The 26441-nt window shown below is 45.5% G+C and carries 24 protein-coding genes; 12 read left to right on the top strand and 12 right to left on the bottom strand.

What is annotated here, in order from left to right:
* Positions 1 to 110: 110 nt before the first annotated feature.
* From F461_RS0110280 to F461_RS0110265, 4 genes are all read left to right on the top strand, one after another.
* Positions 111 to 1319, top strand: a complete 1209-nt coding sequence (locus F461_RS0110280; protein ID WP_020001073.1) for an FprA family A-type flavoprotein — start codon at positions 111 to 113, stop codon at positions 1317 to 1319.
* 360 nt (positions 1320 to 1679) lie between these two features.
* On the top strand, positions 1680 to 2447 hold the full coding sequence (locus tag F461_RS0110275) for a tRNA1(Val) (adenine(37)-N6)-methyltransferase (RefSeq protein ID WP_082208201.1): 768 nt from the start codon (positions 1680 to 1682) through the stop codon (positions 2445 to 2447).
* A gap of 16 nt (positions 2448 to 2463) precedes the next feature.
* Entirely contained in the window at positions 2464 to 3249 is a 786-nt protein-coding gene (locus tag F461_RS17665) for a class I fructose-bisphosphate aldolase (protein ID WP_020001071.1), read from the top strand.
* Positions 3250 to 3295: 46 nt separating this feature from the next.
* Entirely contained in the window at positions 3296 to 3505 is a 210-nt protein-coding gene (locus tag F461_RS0110265; RefSeq protein ID WP_143154826.1) for a hypothetical protein, read from the top strand.
* A gap of 109 nt (positions 3506 to 3614) precedes the next feature.
* Here F461_RS0110265 and F461_RS0110260 read toward each other — a convergent pair whose 3' ends face one another.
* Positions 3615 to 3887, bottom strand: a complete 273-nt coding sequence (locus F461_RS0110260) for a DUF4911 domain-containing protein (RefSeq protein WP_020001069.1) — start codon at positions 3885 to 3887, stop codon at positions 3615 to 3617.
* A 154-nt stretch (positions 3888 to 4041) separates the two neighbouring features.
* Between F461_RS0110260 and F461_RS0110255 the strand changes: the two genes are divergently transcribed.
* On the top strand, positions 4042 to 5013 hold the full coding sequence (locus F461_RS0110255; RefSeq protein WP_020001068.1) for an ABC transporter ATP-binding protein: 972 nt from the start codon (positions 4042 to 4044) through the stop codon (positions 5011 to 5013).
* 96 nt (positions 5014 to 5109) lie between these two features.
* Positions 5110 to 5625 (top strand): hypothetical protein, encoded by a 516-nt coding sequence (locus F461_RS0110250; RefSeq protein ID WP_020001067.1) that lies wholly within the window; start codon positions 5110 to 5112, stop codon positions 5623 to 5625.
* Positions 5626 to 5918: 293 nt separating this feature from the next.
* Here F461_RS0110250 and pal read toward each other — a convergent pair whose 3' ends face one another.
* The 5 genes from pal to tolQ form a co-directional block, all read right to left on the bottom strand.
* Positions 5919 to 6467: a peptidoglycan-associated lipoprotein Pal gene (pal, locus tag F461_RS0110240; protein ID WP_020001066.1), complete on the bottom strand. Its 549-nt coding sequence runs from the start codon at positions 6465 to 6467 to the stop codon at positions 5919 to 5921.
* 211 nt (positions 6468 to 6678) lie between these two features.
* Positions 6679 to 8022, bottom strand: coding sequence for a TolB family protein (locus F461_RS0110235; protein WP_020001065.1), 1344 nt, complete (start codon positions 8020 to 8022; stop codon positions 6679 to 6681).
* Between the two features lie 25 nt (positions 8023 to 8047).
* Entirely contained in the window at positions 8048 to 8959 is a 912-nt protein-coding gene (gene tolA, locus F461_RS0110230) for a cell envelope integrity protein TolA (protein ID WP_020001064.1), read from the bottom strand.
* A gap of 11 nt (positions 8960 to 8970) precedes the next feature.
* A complete protein-coding gene (gene tolR / locus F461_RS0110225) occupies positions 8971 to 9396 on the bottom strand; it encodes a protein TolR (protein WP_020001063.1) in 426 nt (141 codons plus the stop codon).
* A 5-nt stretch (positions 9397 to 9401) separates the two neighbouring features.
* Positions 9402 to 10097, bottom strand: coding sequence for a protein TolQ (gene tolQ / locus F461_RS0110220; protein WP_020001062.1), 696 nt, complete (start codon positions 10095 to 10097; stop codon positions 9402 to 9404).
* A 457-nt stretch (positions 10098 to 10554) separates the two neighbouring features.
* Between tolQ and F461_RS17660 the strand changes: the two genes are divergently transcribed.
* Positions 10555 to 12108 (top strand): TolC family protein, encoded by a 1554-nt coding sequence (locus F461_RS17660; RefSeq protein ID WP_020001061.1) that lies wholly within the window; start codon positions 10555 to 10557, stop codon positions 12106 to 12108.
* Between the two features lie 228 nt (positions 12109 to 12336).
* On the opposite strand, the gene selB is transcribed toward F461_RS17660, so the two are convergent.
* Entirely contained in the window at positions 12337 to 14262 is a 1926-nt protein-coding gene (gene selB, locus F461_RS0110210) for a selenocysteine-specific translation elongation factor (RefSeq protein ID WP_020001060.1), read from the bottom strand.
* A gap of 214 nt (positions 14263 to 14476) precedes the next feature.
* Between selB and F461_RS0110205 the strand changes: the two genes are divergently transcribed.
* A complete protein-coding gene (locus tag F461_RS0110205) occupies positions 14477 to 14872 on the top strand; it encodes a secondary thiamine-phosphate synthase enzyme YjbQ (protein ID WP_020001059.1) in 396 nt (131 codons plus the stop codon).
* Between the two features lie 270 nt (positions 14873 to 15142).
* Here the strand turns inward: F461_RS0110205 and recR are convergent, their stop codons facing one another.
* The 3 genes from recR to dnaX all read right to left on the bottom strand — a co-directional run bounded on the left by recR (position 15143) and on the right by dnaX (position 18048).
* Complete coding sequence (recR, locus tag F461_RS0110200; protein WP_020001058.1) at positions 15143 to 15748, bottom strand: recombination mediator RecR; 606 nt, start codon at positions 15746 to 15748, stop codon at positions 15143 to 15145.
* 13 nt (positions 15749 to 15761) lie between these two features.
* Positions 15762 to 16073, bottom strand: coding sequence for a YbaB/EbfC family nucleoid-associated protein (locus F461_RS0110195; RefSeq protein WP_020001057.1), 312 nt, complete (start codon positions 16071 to 16073; stop codon positions 15762 to 15764).
* A 100-nt stretch (positions 16074 to 16173) separates the two neighbouring features.
* On the bottom strand, positions 16174 to 18048 hold the full coding sequence (gene dnaX / locus F461_RS0110190; RefSeq protein ID WP_020001056.1) for a DNA polymerase III subunit gamma/tau: 1875 nt from the start codon (positions 18046 to 18048) through the stop codon (positions 16174 to 16176).
* A 400-nt stretch (positions 18049 to 18448) separates the two neighbouring features.
* Between dnaX and F461_RS0110185 the strand changes: the two genes are divergently transcribed.
* Both F461_RS0110185 and F461_RS0110180 read left to right on the top strand, forming a co-directional pair.
* Positions 18449 to 19294, top strand: coding sequence for a M15 family metallopeptidase (locus F461_RS0110185; RefSeq protein WP_026364723.1), 846 nt, complete (start codon positions 18449 to 18451; stop codon positions 19292 to 19294).
* Entirely contained in the window at positions 19294 to 20619 is a 1326-nt protein-coding gene (locus F461_RS0110180) for a M14 family metallopeptidase (protein WP_020001054.1), read from the top strand. The genes F461_RS0110185 and F461_RS0110180 overlap by 1 nt, the downstream gene beginning before the upstream one ends.
* A gap of 99 nt (positions 20620 to 20718) precedes the next feature.
* Here the strand turns inward: F461_RS0110180 and F461_RS0110175 are convergent, their stop codons facing one another.
* Complete coding sequence (locus F461_RS0110175; RefSeq protein WP_020001053.1) at positions 20719 to 22731, bottom strand: peptidase U32 family protein; 2013 nt, start codon at positions 22729 to 22731, stop codon at positions 20719 to 20721.
* Between the two features lie 500 nt (positions 22732 to 23231).
* Here F461_RS0110175 and F461_RS0110170 point away from each other — a divergent pair, with 500 nt between their 5' ends.
* The gene (locus F461_RS0110170; protein WP_020001052.1) at positions 23232 to 24050 is read left to right on the top strand and encodes a dihydroorotate dehydrogenase electron transfer subunit; all 819 of its coding nucleotides are present in this window, start codon (positions 23232 to 23234) and stop codon (positions 24048 to 24050) included.
* 10 nt (positions 24051 to 24060) lie between these two features.
* On the top strand, positions 24061 to 24981 hold the full coding sequence (locus F461_RS0110165; RefSeq protein ID WP_020001051.1) for a dihydroorotate dehydrogenase: 921 nt from the start codon (positions 24061 to 24063) through the stop codon (positions 24979 to 24981).
* A gap of 64 nt (positions 24982 to 25045) precedes the next feature.
* Here the strand turns inward: F461_RS0110165 and phrB are convergent, their stop codons facing one another.
* Positions 25046 to 26407: a deoxyribodipyrimidine photo-lyase gene (gene phrB / locus F461_RS0110160; RefSeq protein ID WP_020001050.1), complete on the bottom strand. Its 1362-nt coding sequence runs from the start codon at positions 26405 to 26407 to the stop codon at positions 25046 to 25048.
* Positions 26408 to 26441 lie beyond the last annotated feature (34 nt).

Genomic DNA, 26441 nt, shown 5'->3' with positions numbered 1-26441 from the left:
AGCGCTATACTCTTAGAGCGGTGACACGCTGCTATTTGTTTTGAACAGCAACAAAATTTCTCTCTAAGATCCTTTCTCTGAATACAAGGGCAAGTAATAAGGAAAACATGATGCATCCTGTTGAAATTAAGAAAGACGTATTTTGGGTCGGTGCAGTTGATTATACGAGCCGTGATTTTCATGGCTACTCACTGTCTCCACAGGGTACCACGTATAATACCTATCTCGTAAAAGATGAAAAAACAGTACTTTTTGATACAGTAAAAAGTAATTTTCTTGATACAATGCTCTGCCGTATGTCTAACGTGACCGAGCTGGAAAAAGTAGACTACATCGTTTGTAACCATCTTGAACCAGACCACTCCGGCTGTCTTCCTAAGCTCGTTGAACTCTGCAAACCGGAGAAGATTTTCTGCTCACCTCTGGGTAAACGGTCCATGCAGGCTCACTACGATACAGAGGGGTGGCCTATTGAAGTTGTGAAAACAGGCGACTCCATTAACATTGGTTCTCGTGACATCCAGTTTATCGAAACCCGTATGCTTCACTGGCCTGATTCTATGGTTTCCTACATCCCACAGGACAAGCTTCTTATTTGTAACGACATTTTCGGCCAGAACATCTCTACTACCGAACGCTTTGTAGACGAAGTAGACCGTGCCGTTGTAGAGCACGATATGGTAGAATATTACCATAATATTGTTCTTCCGTTCTCTCCGTTAGTACTCAAGACCCTTGATGCTATTGCAGAAATGGGTATTGAAATTGATATGCTTGCACCGGATCATGGTCTTATTTTCCGTGGTAAAGAAGATGTTCAGTGGTGCTTCGATAAGTATCGTGAATTTGCAGAGCAGGCATGGAAAAAACGTGCTGTAATTATCTTTGATACAATGTGGCATTCTACCGAAAAAATGGCTTACGCCGTTGCGGAAGGCTTTGAAAGCGAAGGTGTTCCAGTACGCATTATGCATCTTAAGACTGATCATCATAGCGCTGTAATGACAGAGCTTGGAAGCGCCAGTGCTGTAGTCTTCGGTTCTCCGACACATAATAACGGTATTTTGCCTGAAGTAGCTAAAATGCTTACCTACATGAAAGGGCTGCGTCCGCAGAACCGCATTGGCGGCGCATTCGGTTCCTTCGGTTGGTCTGGTGAGTGCGTAAAATCACTTTCCGGTAGTCTTGTCGATATGGGATTTGAAATGCCTGTTGATGGCGTAAAAATTCAGTTCGTTCCAACGCACGATTCTTTTAAAAAGTGCTATGAAATGGGTGTTGAACTTGCAAAAGCTCTTAAAGAGAAGTGTGGCGACTAACTGTTTGGGAGCCTGTGGCGCTTTCTCTTCTTGAGTTGTATTTTCTTTGATGAGTTTCCGAAGGGCAGGCTTTGCCTTGCATTCGTAAGGGGGAATCTCCTTTGACCCGATTAGCGAAGGATTCTTGTTAATAACAGCGACCACGGCTTTAATAGTGTTTGTAAGGAAAGGGTGGGGAGATTAGTCCCACCCTTTTTTTATATTTAAGCAAGAAAATGTAGATGTTGAGCCGGTTGCGAAGTTACATAACGGGCATCTTCCGTAATACAAAAAATATTGAAAGGGGCTGGGGACTCTGTGTAATAGTTTCAGCCCATCCGCCGAAGGCAAGAAAAAAGCGCCTGCGGCGCGTTGAGGGTAATGATGCGTAAAGAAGATGAGATAGCGGTGGCTCGGGAATATTTTCCACGCGGCCTTTTTCAACCGGAGGGGACGTTCCGCTTTTCAATGGATGCGTTGTTGCTGGCGAGGTTTGCTGGTGCAGCGAAGTACCGCACGGCTGTTGATCTTGGTGCAGGCTGTGGCATTGTTGGTTTGACGATGTTACTAGAGAACGAGCAGCTGGCAGTGACAGGGCTTGAATTACAACCTGTATTGCTTGATGCGGCAAAGCAGAATGCTGAGTCTTTGGGAGTTGCAGAGCGTTTTAGTGGTACTCTGGTTGATGTGGGTAACATTCGTGCGAGCGGTCTTGCGGCTGAAAGTGCAGACTTGGTTGTGTCCAACCCTCCGTATAGGAGGCAGAATCAGGGGCGGCACGCAGCAACACAGGAACGGACGTGTGCGTTGTTTGAAACAGAAGGTGCGCTTGAGGCATTTGTGCAGGCGGCCTCTTTTCTGGTAAAGAATAAGGGAGCGTTCTGTTGTATATTCCCTTCGGAGCGCCTTGAAGAGCTTGTGGTGGTTTGTTCACGGAATAAACTGACGCCTAAGCGTATAAAATTTATTCACAGTAAGGCAGATCAAAATAGTACGCTGGTATTGCTTGAAGCTAGAAAAAACGGTAACTGCGGTGTTGTTGTTGAAGCTCCGCTTGTGATGTACAGCGGCATTGGGGACAACACAGCTCTTACGGACGGGGCTCTGACATTTTGTCCGTATCTGGAATGCAATGCACGCGGGCGATAGCCCTCAGGAGATGTTTATGATTGGCATTTATCGTAGAAGAGAGCATCTGCTTTCAACAGACAACAAATCAAAACCTGTTATTGTTTCTTTTGAACAGTCCCGAATGGACGGTGGTTTTTCTTCTTCTGCCTCAATTCCTGCCTGCGTAGAAGCCATTAGCAAACATCCGCTAACTTCACTTATTGTATCAAGTGGTTTTGCCCGAACGTATGGATTAACTTTTCCTGCATCTCTTCCGTTGATCATCCAGCTTTCTACAGCAAGTAAACATGCTGTGCCAGCTTGGAATCGTAGCATTGTTTGTTCAGTGCTTGAAGCGTTACGCTCTGGAGCAGGGGCTGTTGCTTTGCAACTCGCCATCGGCAATGAGTACGAAGAAAAAATGCTTCAGGACTTTGGCAACATCAGCGAGGAAGCCCATTCCTACGGATTACCGGTGCTTCTTTCAATTTTTGCAAAGGGTGATCGTATCGTTCAGGAATACGACCGTGCGCTCATTGCAGACTCAATAAGCCTCGGCAGTGAGCTTGGTGCAGATGTTATTGCTGTGCCTTACTCCGGCCATCAGGAAAGTTTTGCACAAGCCGTGGGGGATTCCACCGCACCTGTACTATTAACAGGTACTCACGGAGCAGCGATATTCGGCAGTTATTGTAAGTCCGTTGAAAATGGCCTTGCTTGCGGTGCGGATGGGGTAATTGTGCCGTTTCAGATTCTTCCTCAGAATGAACAAGTTACAAGTCTGGAACGTATCCAGAGCATTGCGACTCTTGCAGAGGAACCTCAGAAAGAAGATGTTTAAATTAGCAGTACTTTTTTTTGTGATCGTCTGGATCATGAGCTTTTTTATGAGCAAACGACGTAAGGTGATTCGGGATTCGAATCACCTGTTCCAGCTTATAGTCAGTGCTGCAATTATCTTTAGCGGAATTACAATGTTGCGAAACTCTGAAATTGCTGCCAGCACGCCACTCTATTTCTTATCACTTGCAATTCTCTTTGGCAGTGCTTGGTTCATCGCACGTCTGTTGCTGAATCTGGTGACTCGTAGAAAATAGTATTTTATACAGTGGGCTAGGACAGTTGCTTGCGGTACCTGAATGTGCTGTTGGGGTGAAGCTTCCGTAACCACATAATGTCGTGCATTATAGATGTGGTGTGGATCAGCTATTCCACTGGCCGTTCAAAGACTTCAAATGGAATAGTTTCCTGCATGCCTTTAAGGAACGCGCGTATTTCTCTATCCTGATGCGGCGAGTAGGTAACTTTAAGCACACAGTCGTAATTATCGACTACGGATGCGTAGCCGAGGTTATCTTGTGCTTCTAGTAGAAAGCGGAACATGCCGATGTATTTTTTTTCAATTTTTACATACAGCATGCTCGACCAGCTTGGTGCTGGTAATGGTGGACGTGGTTTTCTAGTGCGTTTTTTTGCCATGTTTATCCCTCGGAGGTGGAAAGTGGCTCATTTCAAAAACCTTGTCAATAAAGCGTAGTGGGTCTCCTGTAATCATTAGTTGTATCGATAGGTTTTTGCTCATACAATGACATGTTGTTACTATATGAGCGTTGGACTCTAACGTACTGGAGAGATGAGCATTACAACTTTTTTAGAACTTAAAAACGTTACGCGTACATTTTCCGTAGAACAACCTTTGTTGTCGAAAGCTCCTAGAGAACTGACGGCCGTGAATGACGTCAGTTTAAGAATTGAAAAAGGTACAACGCTGGGGCTGGTCGGCGAGAGTGGCTGTGGTAAATCTACGTTGGCAAAAATTGTTGCCCATTTGCTTCCGCCTTCTTCCGGTGATGTTTTGCTGGAGGGAGAATCTATATGGCACGGGAGCCGCGAGGTGACTCATTCTTTACCTCGTCGTATTCAGATGATCTTTCAAGATCCCGTCTCGTCATTGAATCCACGTAAAAGCATCGGTAAAAGTATTCAGGAAGCGTTGGATGTGCATCGTGTAGGAAAGCCAAGAGAGCGTAAAAAGGTCGTAACAGATTTGCTTGAACGTGTTGGGATGCGTGCGGAACACTATGCCCGTTATCCACATGAATTTTCCGGTGGTCAGCGACAACGCGTGGCAATTGCACGTTCTTTGGTCCTGAATCCGGACTTTATTGTTTGCGATGAAGCCGTTTCTGCGTTGGATGTTTCAGTTCAGGCGCAGGTGTTGAATCTGCTGACGGATTTACAGACAGATTTTGGTCTGACGTACATGTTTATATCGCATGATTTAGCTGTTGTTGGGCACGTAAGCGACACTATTGCAGTCATGTATCTCGGGCGTCTTGTCGAATTCACGAGTACTCAGGCGTTGTTTGACAACGCATTGCATCCATATACTCAGATGCTGCTTGAGGCGATACCGATTCCTGTTCCAGGAAGACGTAGCGTCGGCACTCCACAACATGGAGATATACCAAGTCCATTGACGCTGCCTGAAGGCTGCCCGTTTCATACACGCTGTAGAAGGGTGATGCCAGTCTGTAGAGAAGTCGCGCCGCAGTGGTTGGAAGTTGAAAAAAACCATCATGTACTCTGTCACTTATACGCGTAAGTCATGATTGTGAAAAAACTCACTTGACGTATGGCCATCTAATGACCATAGTTGTTTGTCCCCATTCAGTGGGAGAAACAGAGAAAGGAGTGCCACATGGCGGTTACAGAATTTTCTAAGGCAGTTAAATCTATCAGCGAAGTTCTTATCTTTGAGAACTGGTTACGCTTCTACTTCATTAGCGAAGAGGAAGATGGCAAGCTCTTCATACGTATTCCTGAAAAAGCAGACATGCGTATCCGTGAGAATTGGCCGCATATTCATTCCCTTGCTGATGAGCTTAACAACAAGGAAATTACTCCGGAAACCTCCCGTGAAGCTGTTATTGTGTATGTTTCTACCGAACTTGATGGTAACAGCATGAAAGCAGGTATGGCAGAGCGTGTTTTCAACAGTGCAACCTTCCAGTTTGAGATGCATTTGTTCAGCATGTGGGTTGAAGGTCACGAAGCACAGCTCGACCAGAGCTTCCTTGACTTTGGTAACTGGCTTTCCATGTATGATGAATGGAAGAAGTCTGATAAGGTTAAGGGCTACATTGAAGAAACTCGTGAAAAAATGAAAGCGGCTGAAGCTGCTACAGCAACAGATACTACTAGTAAAAAACAATAGTATTTGTTGTAGATATAGTTTTCAAAGCGCAAAAAAGCAGGCAATGGAGCATCCATTGCCTGCTTTTTTGTGAATAAAATTCCATGTTTTTTTAATTCTATGATTGCTGTGTTCAAGCGGATTAATGCAGTAATTTTCTCGATGGAGCAATCTGTCTTATGGATTAAAATTGCAGGCATCGAAGGGCGTTTGTTAGAGATCAATAAGCATGGCTCAAACGGCAATAACCCCAAAAAAAAGGCGTCTCCCTGAGGAAACGCCTTACGTATATCTGCTAAGGAGTCTTAGCTATATTACTTGATGAGTTTGAACTCGGCACGACGGTTCTTAGCCCAAGCAGCTTCGCTTGCACCCTGAACAGCAGCACGTTCTTCACCGTAGGAAACGATTTCGAGCTGAGTTGCAGGTACACCGAGAACGATCAGGTAATCCTGAACAGCACGTGCGCGGCGTTCACCAAGAGCAAGGTTGTATTCTGAAGTACCGCGGGAGTCAGTGTGGCCTTCAATGAGAACACGCATCATAGGGTACTTTTGGAGCATCATTGCATTGTGCTTGAGCACGGTGCGGTACTCAGCTTTAATGTCAAATTTATCAAAATCGAAGTAAATTGGTGCGTCAGCCATAACAACAGCTGCTGCTGCCATTTCTTCTGCAAGCTGTCCTTCTGTTGCCTGAGAGCTCATATCCATAGAGCCACCATTATTGTCAGCAGACGCTTCAACAACAGCAGTAGAGCCAGAGGCATTTTCAGGGGTAACAGCTACCTGTTTCTTAGCACAACCGAAGCTCATAGCCATAGCCATAATGAGCAGCAGTGCAATACCGAATCGTTTCATCATTGCATCCTCCTAAAGTTTGCAAAAAAGGACTCTAGCGATAGAATCGCTTTCATAACAAGCATTTAAAAACCGATTTGAATAGCGCGAATATACTTATATTAGAGCAATGCGCCGTAATAACCTATATTCCTATAAAATTCAAAAAAACTCCGTCCATTTCTTACATGGTTTCAGGCTGTTGGCAAGTGCGATGATACTTAGAAAGTAAATGTCATCGTACTGACCCAGCGGGAACCATGCCCCATGCGGGCAGAGTTGCTTCTCCCGAGCCGGTTTTTACAATCCTTGGAGTCCCCCCGTGGCGGGTAGTAAGATATATTTTGTATTCGCCGGTGCGGTTGGACGAGAAAGCAACAAAAAAGCCATCGGGGCCGAAAGCAGGCATTTCATCATTGCCCGGCCCGAAGGTAATCTGCTTTTCTTTGCCGGTGACTAGGTCAAGGGCAAATATTCTGTGGCCTTGCGGCGTCCTTCGCGCGAATACTACCAGTTCTCCGTCAGGTGAAATAGACGGGCTGGTGTTGTATTTGCCATTTCGAGTAATACGGGTCTCTTTACCTGTTACCAGGTCTTTGAGGAAGATGTGCGGATTACCACGTCTGCTGGAAACAAACACCATCTTCTTTCCTGTGGCATCGAAGCTTGGAGAAACATCAATTGCCCAGTTTTGTACAAGAGTTTTTTCGCGTTTAAAGAGGTGGTTCAAAAGGTAGATGTCCGGATTACCACCTGCGGCAAGGCTTACTGCAACCTTGTTATCAGGCAGGAAAGCAGGGCCGATAATGGTGTTTCCCGGAAATTGAACTTTTTGCACCCGCTGGGTCAGGCGATCCCAAATGCCCAGAGAGTGGTATCTTTTGCCAATGTGACTGAATAAGATATACCGGCCGTCAGGAGACCATGTTGGTGACATGGCAAGACCGGACATATTCGTCAGTCTGTTCAGATCACGACCGGTAGGCCGGACTGTCCAGATATCTTTCTTTTCAGGATTTGCTTTTTTAACAAAAGCAAGTGTGGAGAGGAAAAATTCGCCACGTCCTGTCAGTTTTTTCATTAAAGCAGAACAGAATCTGTCTGCAACGTTTGCAAGGTTTTCCGGTGTAAGCTCGGAATATGCCTTACCAAGAACCAGTTTTCCGGTAAATACTTCAAATGCACGCAGTTCAACTTTAGGGCGTGCACCGTTTGGTACTTCCGGCCATACTTCGGTAACAAGCAGGTCAACATTTGCTAACTGGTATTTTTTAAAATCAACAGCCTTACCTGTACCACCTATTACTGTGTTGCCGCCAAGAATGGTATGGCTTTTTATGAGCTTCATAAACGGCAGGTAGTACAGGTTATTATTTATCAGTTTGGAAAGGGCAGCAGCACTTTGTAGTGTTTGCGGGCTTCCCATTGCTTGCGGTGCGATAACAGGAGCGGATAGGATGAGGTTGATGCTATTTTGTCCCGGTCCATAAATGTCAATTTCCAAAGAACGGGCGTTTGCGGATGTTGCTGCAGCCAAAGCCATGCAGACCAGCAATGTAAGTATATAAATACGCTTCATTTTGTTCATCCAGACGTTGTGTCAGTTATTGTGCCTGACTGTTAAAGTTCAGGGTGATTTCAGTAAGATCAGGGCTTGGCGGACTAGGTAACTGCTCTGTGTCAGCAATAGCGCGCAATGTGGAAGAATCGAAATCTGGACGTCCAGACGAATTCATGAGCTTGGCGTCTAAGATTTCCCCTGTATTCGAAATCATTATCCGTACCTGTGCAACAAGAATGGTGCGTGTGGCAAGCTTTGGATAACGCCAATTGGGTCTGATGGCGTCCATCACTGTTAACGCATAGAGATCTTCTATACTGCCGATAATACCATCTTGCGGAGTACCTTTAAGTCCTTGTTCAGCTTGCTGGGCATCTTCTTTTGCCACTGTCTTTTGTAACGCCGCCAGCTCTTTTTCGATATCCTGTACCTTCTTCTGGTCGTCCTTTTTTACAGCAGCCTTAGTTGAAGCCAGTGCTTTACGCAAAAGATCCTCAGGAGTCGGTTTAGGTGGAGTTTTTTTCTTCACCTTTTTCTTTTGCGGTTTTTTCTTGGTGTCAGCTTTAGTTACAGCTTTTTTCTTTTGCGGCTTTGTCTTTTTACTTACCGCTTTTTTGGGCTGATCTTTCTTTTTGTCGCTAACAGGTTTTGTTTTGGATTTTGGTTTTGCAGGCTCCTTCTGCTTTGTCACTTTTGGTTTAGGAGCTTCTTTTTTAGGAGTGTCCTTTTTAGGGCTTTCTTTTTTAGGTGTGTCTTTTTTGGGCTTTGTTTTTTTTACTACCGGTGTCGTATGTTTTGGATGAGAGGTAGGCTTTGCTTGAGCCAAATGTACAAGTTTAACCTTGTAGACCGGTACATCCAGTCGAACCTTAATGGTAGAAGCAGGCCAATAGAGGACTGCAACAATAAGCCCTAAATGAAGGCACAAGGAGAACAACATACTCAAAAAGCGCATGTTAAGAGCACCTATTTTTTTGCTGTCGCAGTTTCTGGGTTTTCAGCGAGAACTCCCAAGTTATTGATGCCTGCACCTTTGATAATACCCATTGCTTTTACAACGTTTCCGTATGCTACATGTTTATCGGCACGTAAGAACAGTTGCTTATTCTGTTTTTTTACAAGACGTTCCAGATGTCCCGGAAGGTCCTGAGCTGTTACAGCATAGTCATCAAGCATCATCTTACCATTTTTATCAATGGTAAGTATCAGGTGATCCTTGTCCGATGGCAATGCGGAAACAGTTTCTGTTTGCGGCAGTTCAACATCTAACCCCTGTGTCATAAGCGGGGCAGTTACCATGAAAATGATAAGCAGGACCAGCATGACATCTACAAAAGGAGTTACGTTGATTTCAGCTACAAAGCCTTTTTTATTTCCGAGAGATATTGCCATGCGTGCTACCCTTCGCCAGTGGTACGCTTAGGACGCTGGTGAGCGTGGAGTTCACGCTGTACGCGGTTTAAGAATACACCGGAAAATGAATTAAGCTGCACTTCAATGTCCTGTAATTTACCAAGGAACATATTGTAGCCGATGGCAGCAGGAATGGCGACGGCAAGACCAATAGCGGTTGCAATCAATGCTTCTGAAATACCCGGTGCTACTGCTGCCAGTGCTGCTGATTTCATCTGACCAATAGTCTGAAATGAATGCATAATACCCCACACAGTACCGAACAGGCCGATAAAAGGTGCAGAGTTTGCGCATGTTGCAAGAAATGGAAGTGCAGAGGAAAGGGATGCCGCCTGCATAGACACGCCTTGTTCTAAAGAACGCTGAACGTTGTCTGCAATGACGGTAGAGGAATTTACGTTGTCGCGAAGACGGGTGTATTCGTCTACACCTTGCTGTGCTACGAAGAACAATGGTGAGGAAGCATCAGTGCCAACGGCCTGAACAGCTTCGCGTAGCGACTTCGCGCTCTGGAATGCTTCAATACCCTTGCTTGCACGTTTTTTGGCAGCGCTGAGAGTAAGCCATTTATTAAACATAATTGTCCAGCTGGTGAGGGACATAAGTGCAAGCATTCCAAGAATAATTTTTACGACAATTGTTGCTTGCCCGATGAGCATGAAAATGTTGGTATCGCCCATATATTTCTCCGGTTGATGTTACGGATATTTTTATTTTAAGTTTGAAGCGTTGTACCCTAAATCTGTGACGGTATAAAGTTCTTCCATATCCAATTAATTTTTTTTGAATTATCTTAAGAGTAGCTAACCTTTTTTATCAAAGTGCTTGAAGTTTCAGGTAAAAAAAGATGCTGTTTTTTGCTTGCCGCGGAAAGAACCTTGCAGTAATTGGCTATTTTGAGTAAAAACTAGCGATTCAAACACCGTTTGAATCTTTTAACTACTAGGAATTATTCTGATCATTCATTGCTTCTCCCTACACACGGAAGCATATCTGAAACACCGCGTTATATTACGTATAGATCAGTATTTTTATCCCTTACCCCTTGAAACAGCACATGAAAGAAATTATTCTTTTTTGAATAAGCTGTTCTGTGCTAGCTGCGAGTCTATGAGACTGACGCAAGGAGATCCGACCATGAGATGCCCACGTTGGCAACAGCTGCTTTTATTTGTACTGCTTAGTATGCTTATGGCAGCACCTGTTTTTGCTGAAGAGATGACCCCAGAAGATAGCTTGCAGGATGTTAAGATTGACCGCGAAGCAACCCCTGCTGAGCGTTCAGCCGTGGCAGAAGAAATGAAGCAGGCTGCAACTGCGATTGAACCTGAGTCTACTTCCGGTATTCAGTCTTCCGGTACATTTAATTTAAAAGAAGCTGTGCTGAAAGCACTTGCTGATAACCCGTCCATTGAAGCTGTCCGCAGAGGTGCTACCAGCGCTGAAGAAAGCAGAAAAGCTGCTCGCGGTTCATTTGGACCATCGTTGAATACCACGTATACAGCACTGCACACTGATAGAAGTTCATACAATACTCACAATACATATCTGTGGTCTGTCAAAGTTTCGCAGCCAATTTTTACTGGTTTCAAGCTTCTTGCTACTTACAATAGTGCAGCTCTTACTGCACAGAGTAAGGATCTTGCGCTGGGACAGGCAGAGCTGAACTTAATTTTTCTTGTTCAGCAGAATTTTATTAATCTGCTGACTGCACGTGAAAATGTTGAATCTGCGAAAGACTCAGTAGAGCGTCTTGCTTCTCAGCTTAAAGTTGCACAGGCATTCTATGATGTAGGGCTCAAACCTCGTATTGACGTCTTGCGTGCTGAGGCACAGCTTTCCGAAGCTGAGGATACCCTCATCTCTGCACAAAACAAGGTTGTTATCCAGGAAGCGCGTTTGAATACATTGCTTAACCTTCCGGTTAATGCCCATATTAACTACAAAGGTGAGCTTGCATACTTCCCGTTTGAACAGCCTCTTGAGGTAAGTCTTGATACCGCCGCTCATTATCGTCCGGATATTCTCATTGCCCGTAAAGCAACAGAGATTTCTCAGGAACAGGTAACCGTGGCTGCAAGTGAATTCTATCCACAGGTTTCCGCTTCAGTTGAGTGGACTAAAACAGGTGACGGGCTGGAAGTAAATGGTTTTGATAGCAGCACTAATCCAACAGCGTTATCAGAAACTACAGTAGGAGCTAAGGCCTCTTGGGACCTCTTCTCCTGGGGTACTACCTATTTTGCAACAACCAGCGCAAAACAGACTGTACTTTCCAATAAGGCTTCTGAAGCAAATACATGGCAGGAAGCTGCATACCAAGTTAAGTCTCGTTACTTGAACATTATCAATGCTGCAAAACGTATTAAAGTGGCAGAAAAAACCGTTGCAGCAGCAGAAGAAGCATACCGCATGGCTGTAGCCCGCTATCAGGCTCAGGTTGGTACCAACACTGATGTACTTGATGCGCAGGCTGACCTTTCTTCTGCGGAAGCATCTTTGATTACAGCACGTGGCGATTACATGATTTCTGTGGCATCATTGTATAACGCAACAGGTCGTAAAGTTCCTGGGCTTACTACAAGCGATGTCATTAACCAGACAGGTAGTGGACTGGAAGCGGATATCGCGAAAGATCTTAAAAATGATGTTGCCGCAGACAGTACAGATGATACCGGTGCTCAGAATTAATCACTCGATGTCGACAAAGATTGTCAGCCGGTAACAACAGACTATTAGTACGCTTACCGCTGCGATATGAGAATAAAAAAAGGCTGTTCCTTATGAGGAACAGCCTTTTTTTGAGCTTGTTGTTAAGAAAACATTGCTACTTGTCTCTCCGATACGTGCAGTATGGAATTATCAAAATAGCCTGCCGTACTCTTCACGAAGTAAACAGCTTTTATGCTAAACCTAAACCTAAACTCCACCGGTACCGCGTAGTTGTCGTTTGTCACCAATACGCATAGTCAGGCGCACTCGGTCAAAATATTCAAGAAGCGGGATCGCATACTTACGTGAAAGTCCTGTGAGATCCCGCAGTTGTGCAGGGCCGATGTCATCATGGTCGGAAAGGTAGTCGCACACCATTTTTTTTACTTTTTCAAGTGATGGTGCGTGGTAGTAAAGAGTATCTTTTACTTTCACCATTTCGTTGTTCTCTACCATAAGCCTGAGAACAGGCAGAGCTTCTTTTACATCGACATTGAGCGGTTCAAGTACTTCTTTGAGGTTCGGTGGAGTGATACCACCTTTTTCGTAAGCTTCGAGAATGGCTCTGCGCAGGCCTTCCTGATCTGCAGCCATAGACACTTTATGCGTTGGCAGTCGCAGGACGTCACCGTCAATGATGATGGCTTTAGCTTTTATCAATCGTTCTACAAGAAAGTGTACAAGCTTAGGAGACAGCTGTTTACCCCAACCGGATGCGAGCATGCCGCGGGAAAGACCGGCCTTCATTGGGTCGTGTTTATGGAAGGCTGTCATGAATTCAATGCAACTTTCTGAAAGTTCTGTGAGTATATTTCCTGCGATGTACTGGCGCTCTTCCTTATCGAAACAGAGCGCTTCCTGTTTTCCACCGAATAGGTTGAGGATCTTCTCAAGTTTTTTGGTTTCGATATCTGTGAAGATACAGAGACGGGAAAAGGAAAGTCCATTTTCTGCCGCCATTGCCAGATGAAGACGTACTCTGTCTTCCGGCTCAGCTTTGGGAAGCTCTTGCAGACTCTTCCAAATGATATTGTAATGTGGATTTTTTTTGCGCAGACGTTCTGCCTCCGGTTGCAGAAGCTTGCCACCCGCTACGGTGCGTAGCGGAGAGAATGAGCGGATAACACAGCGGTCATTTGCAACTCCAACCATTGGCTCAGGGAACCGGACTTCACAGATAGTGGTTTCACCCGGCATGAGTTTATCACGATCCGGGAAATAGAGACGTGCCAACACATCTCGTGCTCCATGATGGAAATGAACTTCTGTACGGTTCTTAAGCGGTGAAGGTGATGATGAAAGGCAGGTAAGTTCAATGTGCCATGTATCCGAGGGAAACAGCGTGTCGGGGTGTGCGAGAACATCACCTCTGTGCACATCTGCTACTTCTACACCTGTAATGTTGATTGCGGTACGCTTACCTGCGGGAGCATTTTCAACGGTACTGCCGTGGCTTTGCAGTCCGCGAACTTTCCCTGTCAACTCGCGAGGATAGAAGCGTACCTCATCGCCGATGTTGAGGGAGCCTGAAACCATCGTCCCTGTCACAACGGTTCCATGTCCGCGCATTGTAAAAATTCTATCGACCGGCATACGGAACAGATCGGAACGGCGCTGTGGTTTGAGCTCTTTTTCCATCTTGGTGATATACGCACGAATCGTATCAAGCCCGTTACCTGTCTGTGAGGACACGGGGAAAATCGGCGCATCTTCAAGGAAGGAGCCTTGCAGAAAAGCTTTTACGTCTTCTTGCACCAGTTCAAGCCATTCCTCGTCTACCATATCTGTTTTTGTGAGCGCAACAAAACCTGTCGGAATACCTAGGAGAGAACAGATTTCCAGATGCTCACGGGTCTGTGGCATTACGCCTTCATCCGCGGCAATTACCAGCATCACAAAGTCGATACCGGATGCACCTGCAACCATGTTTTTAACAAATTTTTCGTGCCCCGGAACATCTACAATTCCCATTTTGCCGCCATTCGGCAACTCAAAGAATGCAAAACCTAATTCAATGGTTATTCCGCGCTTTTTTTCTTCTTCCAGTCTGTCGCAGTCGATTCCGGTGAGGGTTTTAACAAGCGTAGTTTTACCATGATCAATATGACCGGCAGTGCCCATTACAACAGGCATAGATACTCCTTGGCATAAATTCCTGACTGATGTTCTTACGGAATGTCATTATACTGTATGCTGTTCCTATCGGTGGTTTCGACCGCTAATAGGATTGTATGTTGTATTGGAAAAAACCCAACTCCTCAACTATTCCCCGCTGATGGAATATATTACATAATCATGCTACATAATCAGTACTCCGTTCAATTGCTTATAACCATACGAGGCTACCATGGAATTACTCGAAATACGTACGTCAACCCGTGAAGAACTCATTGATATTACATCTAGAGTGCAAGCTGTGGTCAGCGAAAAAAACTGGCAAGACGGTGCACTGCTGCTCTTTTGTCCGCACACAACCGGAGCGGTAACTGTTAATGAAGGGGCAGATCCCGACGTCGCACGGGATATTTCAGTAAATATGCGTCACATTGTGCCGCATAAGGGAGACTATAAGCATATGGAGGGGAACAGTGATGCACATATTAAGGCAAGTATGTTCGGCCCTGATCAGATGCTGATAGTCGAAAATGGGCGTGTACAACTTGGAACATGGCAGGCCATCTATTTTTGCGAATTTGATGGAGCGAGAAGCCGTAAACTGTGGCTGAAATTTCTTTCTGTATAGCAACGGGGGATAACTTCGTTCTCAAAGCTTGCAAGCGTGAGTAGCGTACCGTGTATTCTTATAACAATTTTTTATGTTTTTTTGTCATAAAAGATCAGAGTCGGAAGAAAGAAACTGGCAGTACGCGTGGGAACAGGCTGTATATTGACGATATAATAATTTTGAAATGAACAAGAAAAAGGCTGTCCTTTGAATAAAAGGACAGCCTTAATTTTACGAAAGATATAGATTCGTAAATCCTTGCCAAAGGTAAAAAAGCACCTGTTACAGCTACAGTTTCTGTCTGTAATTCAAAGACTGCCGCAGGGTTGCTTTATCCACAAATTTTACATCTGAGCCGAGGGGAATACCTTGCGCGAGTCGGCTGACACTGATGTGCGGGAATTCCCGTTTTACGAGCTCCTTGATGTAGGAGACGGTGTTTTCCGCTTCAATCGTAGTGCCAAGTGCAAAGATAATCTCGGAAATAGTGCCTTCGAGAAGACGTTGTTTTAATTTATCCAGTTCCAGCTGCTCGGGAGTGACGTTTTCCAGCGGTGCAATTAGTCCGCCGATAATAAAGTACTGCCCTTTGTAGAAGCCGCCCTCTTCAAGTGCGAGCATCGCATCCCATTCCGGTACGAGGCACAGTGTGTCAGTAGCGCGGGTTTCATTGATGCATATTGCACACGGGTCGGTATCTGACAATGCGCCGCATCGGTCGCACAAGTGGAGCTTGTCCCGCAGGTCATGGATGTTTTGTCCAAGGTCGCGTGTTTGCTTTTCCGGCCACTTCAGTAGTGTCATAGCAAGCCGCTGTGCAGATTTAGGACCGAGTCCCGGCAGCTTGGAAAGTTGTCCAACGAGAACTTTAAGCGGTTCAGGGAGCTGTTGCACTGGTTATCCTAACTTAGAACATGCCTGGAATGTTCATGCCGCCGGTAAGAGCGCCCATTTCATTTTCAGCCATTTCTTTAGATTTGCGCAGCGCGTCGTTGGTCGCAGCAAGGACGAGATCCTGCAACATTTCAACATCTTCAGGGTCTACAGCGTTTTTATCAATCACAATAGAGCGAATTTCCTGTTTGCCGGTGCATACAACAGTAATCATGCCGCCGCCAGCAGTGCCGGATACTTCACGTTCTGCAAGTTCATCCTGAAGTTTAGTCATTTTTTTCTGAAGCATCTGAGCCTGACGAAGCATATCGTTCATTCCACGCATGGTAGTCTCCTTGAGAATGTAGTATTTTAAATAAGCAGAAAGAATTTTTCTGCAGAGTTTACAAAGTAATAGTGAAATAATTTTTTCTTGAAGAGTAACACTATTTCCGGCTTGGATCGTCTTTATGTTTAAACGTCAGTAGCTCTGCTCCCAACTCTTCTTTGAGAAGCCGTGCTGCCGGATCCGATTCAATTTCTTCTTTCAATTCGTGGTAACTGCGGGCCTCTGTTTCAGGTTCCTTCAACGTTACAGTAGCTGTACCGTACCATTCTCTGGCACGGTGGGTGAGCAGTGCGATTGTGTCTGTACTATTCAGCATGTCATACTGCGTGCGCCCTGCAGCAGTAATCTGCAAGGTGTCGCCAAAACGTTTACCAGTAGCCTGAGCGAGGTATTGTAAACTTTTGCCGCCCGTCTCGTCCTGCTTTTGACAGGACTCTAAAAATTCGCTCCAACGGGTAAGATCGGACGGCTGATTATTACTTGATGCATCTCCCCCACCGGACGGTGGGATATCCGGAGGTGGTGCGCTCATACTATTGTTGGTTCCGCCCAATTCTGGTGGCAACTCCATAGGCGGAGCGTCCATCGGAGGCATAGATGGAGGCATGCTGTTCTGTATAGGAGAGCGCTGTTGCTGTTGTCTATGCGGCGGTTCCTGCCTATGAGGTGGTGTTTGACGCTGTGTCTGCTGCCTGTGTGGAGGCTGAGACTGAGAGGCTTGTTGTGGAGCGCTTTGCTGAGGCTGATATGAAGCCTGCTGTTGAGGTGCCTCTTGCCTTTGTGGCGCAGCCTCTGGCGTGTTTTGTTGAGAAGCAGGACGCTGTCCTGTTGGTTGCTGTGGAGCACCGGTTCCACGGGACAGAGATTCTGTAGAAATAAGTTTCGGCAGAAACGCAAGGTTCAGTAACAGCAGTTCAAGAGCCATTGCTGGTTCTAAACTTGTGAGCACGCGGCGCTGGCCTTCAAGAGTCAACTGCCAGCAGGCATGTACGTGTGATAAGGCAAACTGCGGTGCTAATTCCAACCATTGTTGTGCTTCTGCAGCAGGAAGATTTAATAGTGGCAATGCCTGTTCACCAGCCTGTTTAAGCATGAACAGGTTACGCCATGTATTGCCAAGCTCGCGAAGGAAGAAGCCGATATCAACACCTTGTTCCAGAATATCGCGAATTACCTGAGAAAGAGCGATAACATCCTGATTTTTCATGGCGTCCATAACGCTGAAAAACAGTTCCTGTCCTGCAAGACCAAGGATAGAGCGAACATCCGCAACTTCAAGACGATCATTCCCTAAAGCCAGAACTTGTCCGAGTAGAGACATAGAGTCTCGAACTGATCCGGCAGCACGGCGTGCAATAAGACGTACTGCAACAGGGTCGTATTCACATTTTTCCAGTTCAAGAATTTTTGTCAGATGATCTACGAGTTCCTGCTCTGTAAGCATTTTGAACGTGTAGTGCTGGCAGCGGCTGATGATAGTAATAGGGAATTTATGCGACTCTGTGGTTGCAAGTATAAACGTAACGCCTTTAGGTGGCTCCTCAAGTGTTTTGAGCAGCGCGTTGAACGCGTCACGGGTGAGCATGTGTGCTTCATCGATAATGAAGACTTTATAGCGACCTTCCATTGCGGCATAGCCGATGGATTCACGCAGTCTGCGCGCATCATCGATTCCTCGGTTGGAAGCACCGTCAATCTCCACCACATCTACATGCATGCCCTGTGTAATTTTTTTGCAGTGTTCGCATTCATTGCATGGCTCGTTTGTAGGAGCATTCTTACAGTTAAGCGCTTTTGCAAAAATACGGGCAATGGTTGTTTTACCGACACCGCGGGTGCCACTGAAAAGATAGGCTGGAGCCACTTTGTCTTCTTTGGCTGCACGGGAAAGAACAGATTTTACTGTTTCCTGCCCTGCAACGTCGGCAAAGCGTTGGGGTCTGTAGGCTGTGGTTAATGCTGCTGTACTCATTATGGTCCTGCAAATTTCAAAAATTTGGGATTGTGTGTTCCATCTTTATGTATCCAAGACAAGGAATACATAAAAAGAACTACAATTAGCCACGCTAAAAAAAAAATAGGGCAATGGCAAGATGAACCCTTGGTACGGAAGGATTGGCTAATTACGTTTTGCTTTGTCAGAAAATGACGAAAAGTGAAGTATATATCTGTAATGTTTATTAATATTGTAGAAAGTATGTTTTGCTAGGTATTTTTACAAGATATTACTATTAGAAGTAACAAACACAGTGCAGATTGGAGTGCCCAAACGATGATTATCGGGGTTTTGTTTTTAGGTAAAATGACGTAGTTTTCTTTTGAAATAAACGGCAATAATGTTGTGATGTATATATTTTCCTCGTGAGTAATGTATGAACAGGCGATCCTTTTTACAACAGATTTGTATTGCATCTATGATGGCAATACCATGCAATACTCTTGCTGCAGAGTTAATTGAGAAAAAGCCTCAAGAACAGCATGGGCAGTTTGATGTACATGTGAAAGACTATATTTCAAAGATGAGTCATTTTGATTCAGCACATCCAGATGATATTGTGTTGAAAGGTGAAGATTTAACACTGCTTAAAGAATGTACTGCAAGGCTTACTCGTGTAATGCGTACTGTTGGATACGGAAATTTTAATCTTGTCAGTATCGATCAAGCCTTTACATATGGGAAAAGATATTCCCGTATTGGAGCATTTACTAATCAGGAAAAAGCCTTTCTTGAAAAAATATTTTACTACGATGCCCATTTATTAGGGTTTTACGGTGATAAACCCATTACTGTATTTACGCAGACTATAAACCGCAGCAAAGTTATTAAAATTCGCAACAGTGGACACTATCTTTTTAAGGAACATCCATATGGAGTGTGGAAAGAAATAAAAAGTGCTCTTTCTTCTGATGTGATTTTGACATCCGGCGTTCGTGGAATAGTGAAACAGTTCCACCTTTTTCTTATGAAGGCGAACAGTAACGGGGGAAACTTGTCTCTTGCTTCACGGTCACTAGCTCCTCCGGGTTACTCTTTTCACGGTATTGGTGATTTTGATGTTGGGCAGAGGCGGTACGGAAAATCCAATTTTACTTCCCGTTTTACTGAGACACATGTGTTCAGCAAGTTGAATGAACTTGGCTACCTGACACTACGATATCCCAGAGGCAATTTGCTGGGAGTACGGTATGAACCTTGGCATGTTAAGGTGAACTCATAATGCGATTGTTACTATCTTTCATACTTGTTGTCATGACCGCAGTTCCTGCGTTTGCGCATAACCCGCTGGATTTTTCGTTACATAAACTTGGAAACGATCCTGACGGCCCTACCATTCTTGTTGTTGGTGGTATTCAGGGTGACGAACCTGGTGGATTCAGCGCTGCCGGCATGCTTGTAACCCATTACAAGATTACTAAGGGTAATGTATGGGTTGTTCCTAATTTGAATTTTTTAAGTATTATCAAGAGCGCGCGTGGACCATTCGGTGATATGAACCGCAAGTTTGCGGCGTTGGATAAGAATGACCCTGATTATACTGCTGTGCAGCGGATAAAAGAAATTATCCGTAATGATCAGGTTGATATGATTCTCAACTTGCACGACGGTAGCGGCTTCTATCATCCTCAATATATCGATGAACTTCATAACCCCGGTTATTGGGGACAGTGCGTTATTATCGACCAAAAAGCTATTGAGCATCCGTTGTATGGCAGACTAAGCGACATGGCAGAAATTGCTGTTCGAAAAGTGAACGCAGAGTTACTCCAAGGGAGCGATGCCTTTCATTTGAAGAACACCCGCACACGTGAGGGGGATCATGAAATGGAAAAAACGTTGACTTACTATGCTATTAAGCACGGTAAGCCAGCGTTCGGTATTGAAGCTAGCAAATCATTCATGACGCCGACCCGTACATACTATCATCTTTCGGTACTTGAATCCTTTCTGAAGCAGGTTGGTGTCGAGTTCTCTCGAGACTTTGACCTGAGTCCTCGTTCAATAAAACAGGCTATGTTTAGTCAGGTTAAACTTGCCCTGTATGGTGGTAAACTCCAGCTTGATCTGGATAATGTCCGTAAGTACTTGCAATATATCCCTATGAATAAGGATCTTGCCAGCAAGTTTGAAGTTTCTAAGCCGTTACTGACTATGGTTGATGCTCCGAACGGGTATAAGGTCTATTACGGAAACAGAAATCTGACGAATTTATCTCCTCAATTTTTTGAATTTGATGATAGCCTCTCATCATTACGAATAAATGTTGATGGACATACTCGAGACGTTGCCATGGGAACCATCATTGATGTAGACAGCCATTTTTGTATTAATTCTATGGATGGCTATCGGGTTAACATTATCGGGTTCGTAGGGCGAAACAACGGTGCGGAATCAGGTATGTTAGTACGGAGAAAAGACCTTATCTCACGTTTTTCTCTTGATAAAAACGGACGCGTATACCGGGTAGAAGCATATCGGGGGGAAAAATTCTCCGGCATGGTGCTTGTCCGGTTCAGTGAAAATAACGCGTTGGCTGTTCGTTAATAGATTGATGATTGAAATAACAAAAAGGCTGTCCTTCATATGAAGGACAGCCTTTTTTATTGCGGATTGTTCTTTGAATCTTACAAGTGCAGGCGTTGGTTATAGCAACGTAAGATCCCAGTTGAACGGGGATGTACGTTTTGCTTCAGGCACTGCTGCCGGTGGCTTTTCCATGAGTTTGACAAACATAGTGTAACCTGCCTGCAAAAGCTGCTGCTTGTTCTTTTCAATATCCATAGGCCAACCCGGGTAAATCCAGGAGTTCTGGCCGTAGCGACGTAGCCAGAAGCACTCGCCTTTTGGAGAATAGAACGGTTCATTAGGCTTAACACCTTCCAACGGGAATCGAGAGATACCCATTGGCCAGTAGCCGTAAAGAACAATACCAAGCGGCAGACAGCTCTGCTTCGGTAGTTCCATAATATCCTCCTGAGAAAGCTCAGGCGAAATGATAGCGCCTTTAAAACCCATTTTTTTCAATGCAGCAATTGCCGCAGGGTTGGACGGGTTACAGAACGGGCCTGCGATAAGATCAATGTTGCGTGCGTCTTCAAAGAAGGTCGCCTGCCATGGGGAACCGAGTACAAAGTGACGAGCACCTTGACGCAGTGCCTGTTTGATCATGGAGCGCCATTTATTTTCTTCATTAGGCCAGATTACAGGTGGCAGCCACCATGACATACGGCCGAAGAGAGTGCGCCCGACAGTTTTCAACGAACGTTCGCCGAGCCAGATGCCGTTCGCTGTATCAGTGAATTTGCCTGCTTTACCCTGTTTGCCGTGCGGAAGGTGGTCGCGCATGAGAATAGTCACTGCGCGTGGGCGTTTCCCCTGTGCCGGGTATGTCAGCGATGCTTCAATAGCTTCGCTTTTTTTACCTTTACAGCGGGAGAGTTTGCCATCCCATTCTTTCAGGATTTTGATCATTTCATGTTCGCGGCGGTCGATTAAGAAAACAGGGGTGCCGCTTTTAGGACGTTTACCGGCCGGTGCGCGCAGAACAAAGGTGCCGTTCTTCGGTACCGGATGCGGAACGCGGTCAGTAAAGTGCCACTGCTCGTCTTCGTACCCGATACGTAAAAAGTCGGATTTGAGTAGTTCAAAACGAGGTTTAAAGAAATATTTTGGATAGGTGCGTTCGCCTTTCTTTGCCTTTGCAGGCGGCTCAACGGTAATTTTACCGACAAGGCGGCCGGAGCTTGTCTGTTCTGCCGGATTAACAGGAGAACGACGCTTCTGAGGCAGGAAAGTGCTGTGAGTGGAAGGACGACCAAGCGCCTGTTCCAGAATTTGCTCTGCCTGTTTGCGAGCCTTCGGATCGTCCGGATTATCGCGAAGGAGCTTGTATGCAGTGGTTACGTAGTATACGTAATGAGGGCCTTTTTTACGGCCTTCAATCTTCCATGACTTGAGGTTTTCAATAGGAAGCAATGTCTTGGCAAGAACGTCCAGAGACAAATCCTGACAAGAGAAGAAACGACCCTTGCGGGCTTTTTGCTGGTAAACTCGGCGGCAAGGTTGAACACAACGGCCGCGAAGGCCGGATTTACCGCCCATGTAGCTGGACCAGTAGCAACGACCGGAAACACAGTAGCAAAGAGCACCGTGCACGAACATCTCGAGAGTCATATCCTCAGGGCATGCATCACTGCACTGACGTACTTCATCAATGTTTAATTCTCGTGGAAGAATAATGCGGTCTACACCCAGTTCCTGTGCAACTTTAAATGCTGCCGGGTGGGTAACGTTTGCCAGTGTGGAAAGATGTAACTCACCTTTAAATCCAACCTGTTTTGCTACTTCAACCATGCCTAAATCCTGCACGATGAGTGCGTCCGGCCCTACATCACGCTGGAGCCTGCCAATGAGGCGGGCCGCGGAGTCAGGATCACCCGGCTTAACAAGGGTGTTCATTGCCACATAGACTTTTCGATCTTCTTTGTGGGCAAGCTCAACCATTTTAGAGAGTTCGGTAGAGGAAAAGTTGTCCGCCGCCATACGGGCGGAAAAATGTTTCAAGCCAAGGTATACCGCGTCAGCACCCGCAGCTATAGCTGCGAGAAACGCGTTTTTATCACCGGCAGGTGCCAAAATTTCAGGTTTATTTTGCATAATATATATCTCTTATAGTCCCGCCGTACCTAGGTGGTTCAACCAGCTGCCGTGCAATTGGTTGAAAAAATTTGCTGGCGGAAAAAATTTTCTTCGTAGTCTGCGGTGTAGCACATACCTATTGAATTACCCGTTGGCAACACTAATACTCTACTCGAGGAAACTCTTTTTTAACATAACTCATTCGCGGATCCTTTAAATCAGTGCCAAATCGGCAGTGTGTGCCGAGAGTTTTTTTTCTACTATAATTGTATGCTTAATAAATGTGTGAAGAAGCAACAGCAGTTATGTTTTTTATGATACAGTCATATTGTTGGGGCGTTTTGTAAAAATAACGGATAAATTAAATGTTATTTGGCTCCAAAGTATTGATTGCGACTAGGGAAGAAAGAACGTACACGTAAACAGCCCGGCGTTCGGGTAATACTTTACTATCAGGATTTGCACACTTTGGGCAGGTCTAACATGCCTTAAGAAATTGCAATAAGGTTACAGGAATTATGCATCAGGAACAATGCACTACACTTACAGTCCTTGATAATGTTCCCTTTGGAACAGTATCCGGCGAAAATCTCTTTTTCGCCCTGCGCATTGAGCGCCCGGAATGGGCAGACTGGCAGCCAGGCCAGTTTGTGATGCTTCGCCCGGTAGGGTGGGCGCTTGATATGATCTGGGCGCGCCCCTTTTCTATTTGTCGTGTAAGCAAACGCGACCTCGTAATTTTTTTTCAGGTTGTAGGGCGTGGTACTAAGCGTCTTGCAGAGTTGAAAGCAGGCGATAAAGTTGTGGTATGGGGACCGCTGGGTACCCCGTTTGTTATGGAAGAGAAGACGCCTACATTACTGCTTGCAGGCGGTATCGGCATAGCGCCGCTTATTGCCTACGCACAAAAGCATCCGCAACCATGGAACCTGCATATGGAGTTCGGGCATAGAATGCCCCTGAACTGCTATCCGTTCGAGTCAATCAATGAGCGGATTACAGCAGCAAGTCACTATGAGCGCGGCCCTGACGATTTAGCTCATTTTCTTGATTTGGTTGAAACAAGCGTGAAGGAATACGCAGAAAGCGACGGCCTTGTGCTTGCCTGCGGCCCTACTCCGTTTCTTAAAGCGGTGCAGACTTTTGCAGCAACGCATAATGCGCGTTGTCAGCTTTCTCTTGAAAACCGAATGGCATGCGGCGTTGGCGCATGTTTGGGTTGTGTAACCAGAACTACGGATAAAATGACTGCCAAAGGAGTTGCAGCCGGTCGCGCACAGGCTTGTGAGCACGGTCCTGTATTCTGGGCAGATCAAATTATTCTGGACGAAGAGTAAGGAGGCTTAAATGACTATGAATGTAACGCTTCCCGGCTCTAACGGTTTACAGTTTAAAAACCCTATTCTCACTGCATCCGGTACGTTCGGGTACGGTGTAGAGTTTGCTCCGTACGGTGATCTTAAAACACTGGGTGGTATCGTAGTAAAAGGGCTTTCCCTTGAGCCGCGTGCAGGTAATCCGATGCCGCGTATTGCAGAAACTCCATGCGGTATGCTCAATGCCGTTGGCCTGCAAAACTCCGGTGTAGAGATTTTTATCACCGAAAAATTGCCAAAGCTTCCAACTGATGAATTGCCAGTTATTGCCAATATCTATGCATGTGATCCTGGTGAGTTTGCTGAACTTACTGCAGTTCTCGCAGCAGAAGATGGTATTGCAGCTATTGAAGTGAATATTTCGTGCCCTAACGTGCGTGAAGGCGGAATTCTTTTTGGTCAGGATGCGCAGCAGGCTGCACGTGTTACAGAGGCTGTAAAAAAAGCTGCGGGCGACAAGCCGGTTATCATTAAATTGAGCCCGAATGTTACTGATATCACCACCATTGCCAAATCTGTAGAAGGTGCCGGTGCAGATATTATTTCCTGCATTAACACTCTTTCCGGTATGGGCGTTGATATCCGTACCCGTAAACCGCTTATCGCAAACGTAATCGGCGGTCTTTCTGGGCCTGCAATCAAGCCTGTGGCGTTGCGCTGTACCCACCAGGTCTGCAAGGCCGTTTCAATTCCGGTAATTGGTATGGGTGGCATTGCATCAGCAGAAGATGTTCTCGAATTTATTCTTGTAGGAGCGCATGCCGTACAAGTAGGTACTGCGAATTTCCTGCGTCCAGATTTCTCGTTTCGTCTTGTAAATCAGCTTGAACAGCTGATGGAAGAGATGAACATCACTGATCTGGAAGAATTCAGAGGGTCTCTGAAGGTATAGCAAGCGGTCTCTGATCGTGAGAAATAATAGGGGCTGTTCTTCGTATGAAGGACAGCCTTTTTTATTATTCAAGGTGCTGTTCAATAGCGAGTTTGATTTTTTCTATGTACTCGTCGACGTTAAACTTACGTTTGGCACCATTATAGTTCATGTACCGCACCGTGCCGAATATAGGTCGTTCCCGCCACGGTCTGTCGTGTACTCCGCCGATTGACCATGCAATGCCGGTATATCCATTAGAATCGACACCGTCGAGCGAGTAGGTGTCATTAAGATAGATAGCGTGCTGCATGGCTTCTTCGGGTGAAGCTGTCCATTCCAGAATTTTTTTTGCCCAATACATGCGCATGTAACCGTGCATTTTTCCTTGATATACAAGCTCCTGCTGCGCTGCGTTCCATAGAGGGTCATGTGTTTTACCATGTTCTAATTCATGAAGTGAATAAAGATACTCCCGCGGGTCGGAGAGGTGCTTTTCCAGAGTGTTTTGTGCCCATTTAGGAAAACATTTTACTGAATCATACTGTGGGTTGTAGAAGCAAAAGTTATCTGCAAGTTCTCGACGAACGACTAACTCTTCCAGAAAAACCTCTTTTGCCTCAGCGGGAATTTGAGGATACTCAAGGATCTTCAGTACAGCATGTTGGGCGGAAAGCATTCCAAAGTGCAGGTATGGGGAAAGATTGGAGAGGGCGTTTTTTGTGGGATCATTTCTGTGTAGATACTGATGGATTTTCTTGTTCACAAAATGGTCGAGTACAGCTAAAGCCGCTTTTTCGCCTGATTTAAAAGGCAGTATGGAAAAAGGACTATTTTTTATTTCCAGTGGTGGAGAAAGTGGTTCCGAGAGCTTATCACCGTTCCATGCCGTTTGGGGTGCAGTGAGCTGCGGGAATGGAGACAGAAACTGGTCAAGCAATCGGTGAATCTTAGGGCGGATTGTCCGGGCTGCGTATTCCTGTTTATCTGAAACATACCGTACGGGGACTATATTTCTTCCATCTACTTCGGCAATTGCGCATTCCGTATGTTTTTTAATGAATTGTAACCATGACTTCTGTGGCTTAAGAGATGAGTGATCTGTCACAAGCATGCTGGGGGCAAAAGTAGTTATCACGCTTGCTAACTCGGTGGGAGTTTGCGCATTGGAGTTGATGAACGGAATCCCTATAGCTTCAAGCGCTGCTTGTGTTTCTTTAATTCCGTCATAGAGAAACTTCTTTTGCCTGTAGGAAGAGTGCGGCGTGGAACCGGCAAGGCAAAAAAGAACGAGCAGGGGCAGCTTGTTATTATTTGCTGTATGCAGAGCGTAAAGTAACCCCCAGTTATCTTGTGCCCTATGTTCGCAACGCATCCAATAAATAACACATTGTGCGTGAGTCCGTGTTGGAGACTTTCGCATAAAATATATTCGTTCTGTCTGCATAGTTGTTCCCTGCTCCTGAGATAATGTCTATTTA

Origin of the sequence: Halodesulfovibrio aestuarii DSM 17919 = ATCC 29578 (assembly GCF_000384815.1) — a bacterium.
In the GTDB taxonomy this organism is placed as follows: Bacteria; Desulfobacterota; Desulfovibrionia; order Desulfovibrionales; family Desulfovibrionaceae; genus Halodesulfovibrio; species Halodesulfovibrio aestuarii.
The sequence above is the reverse complement of the archived record's forward strand: the minus strand, read 5'-3'. Positions and strand labels throughout refer to the sequence as shown.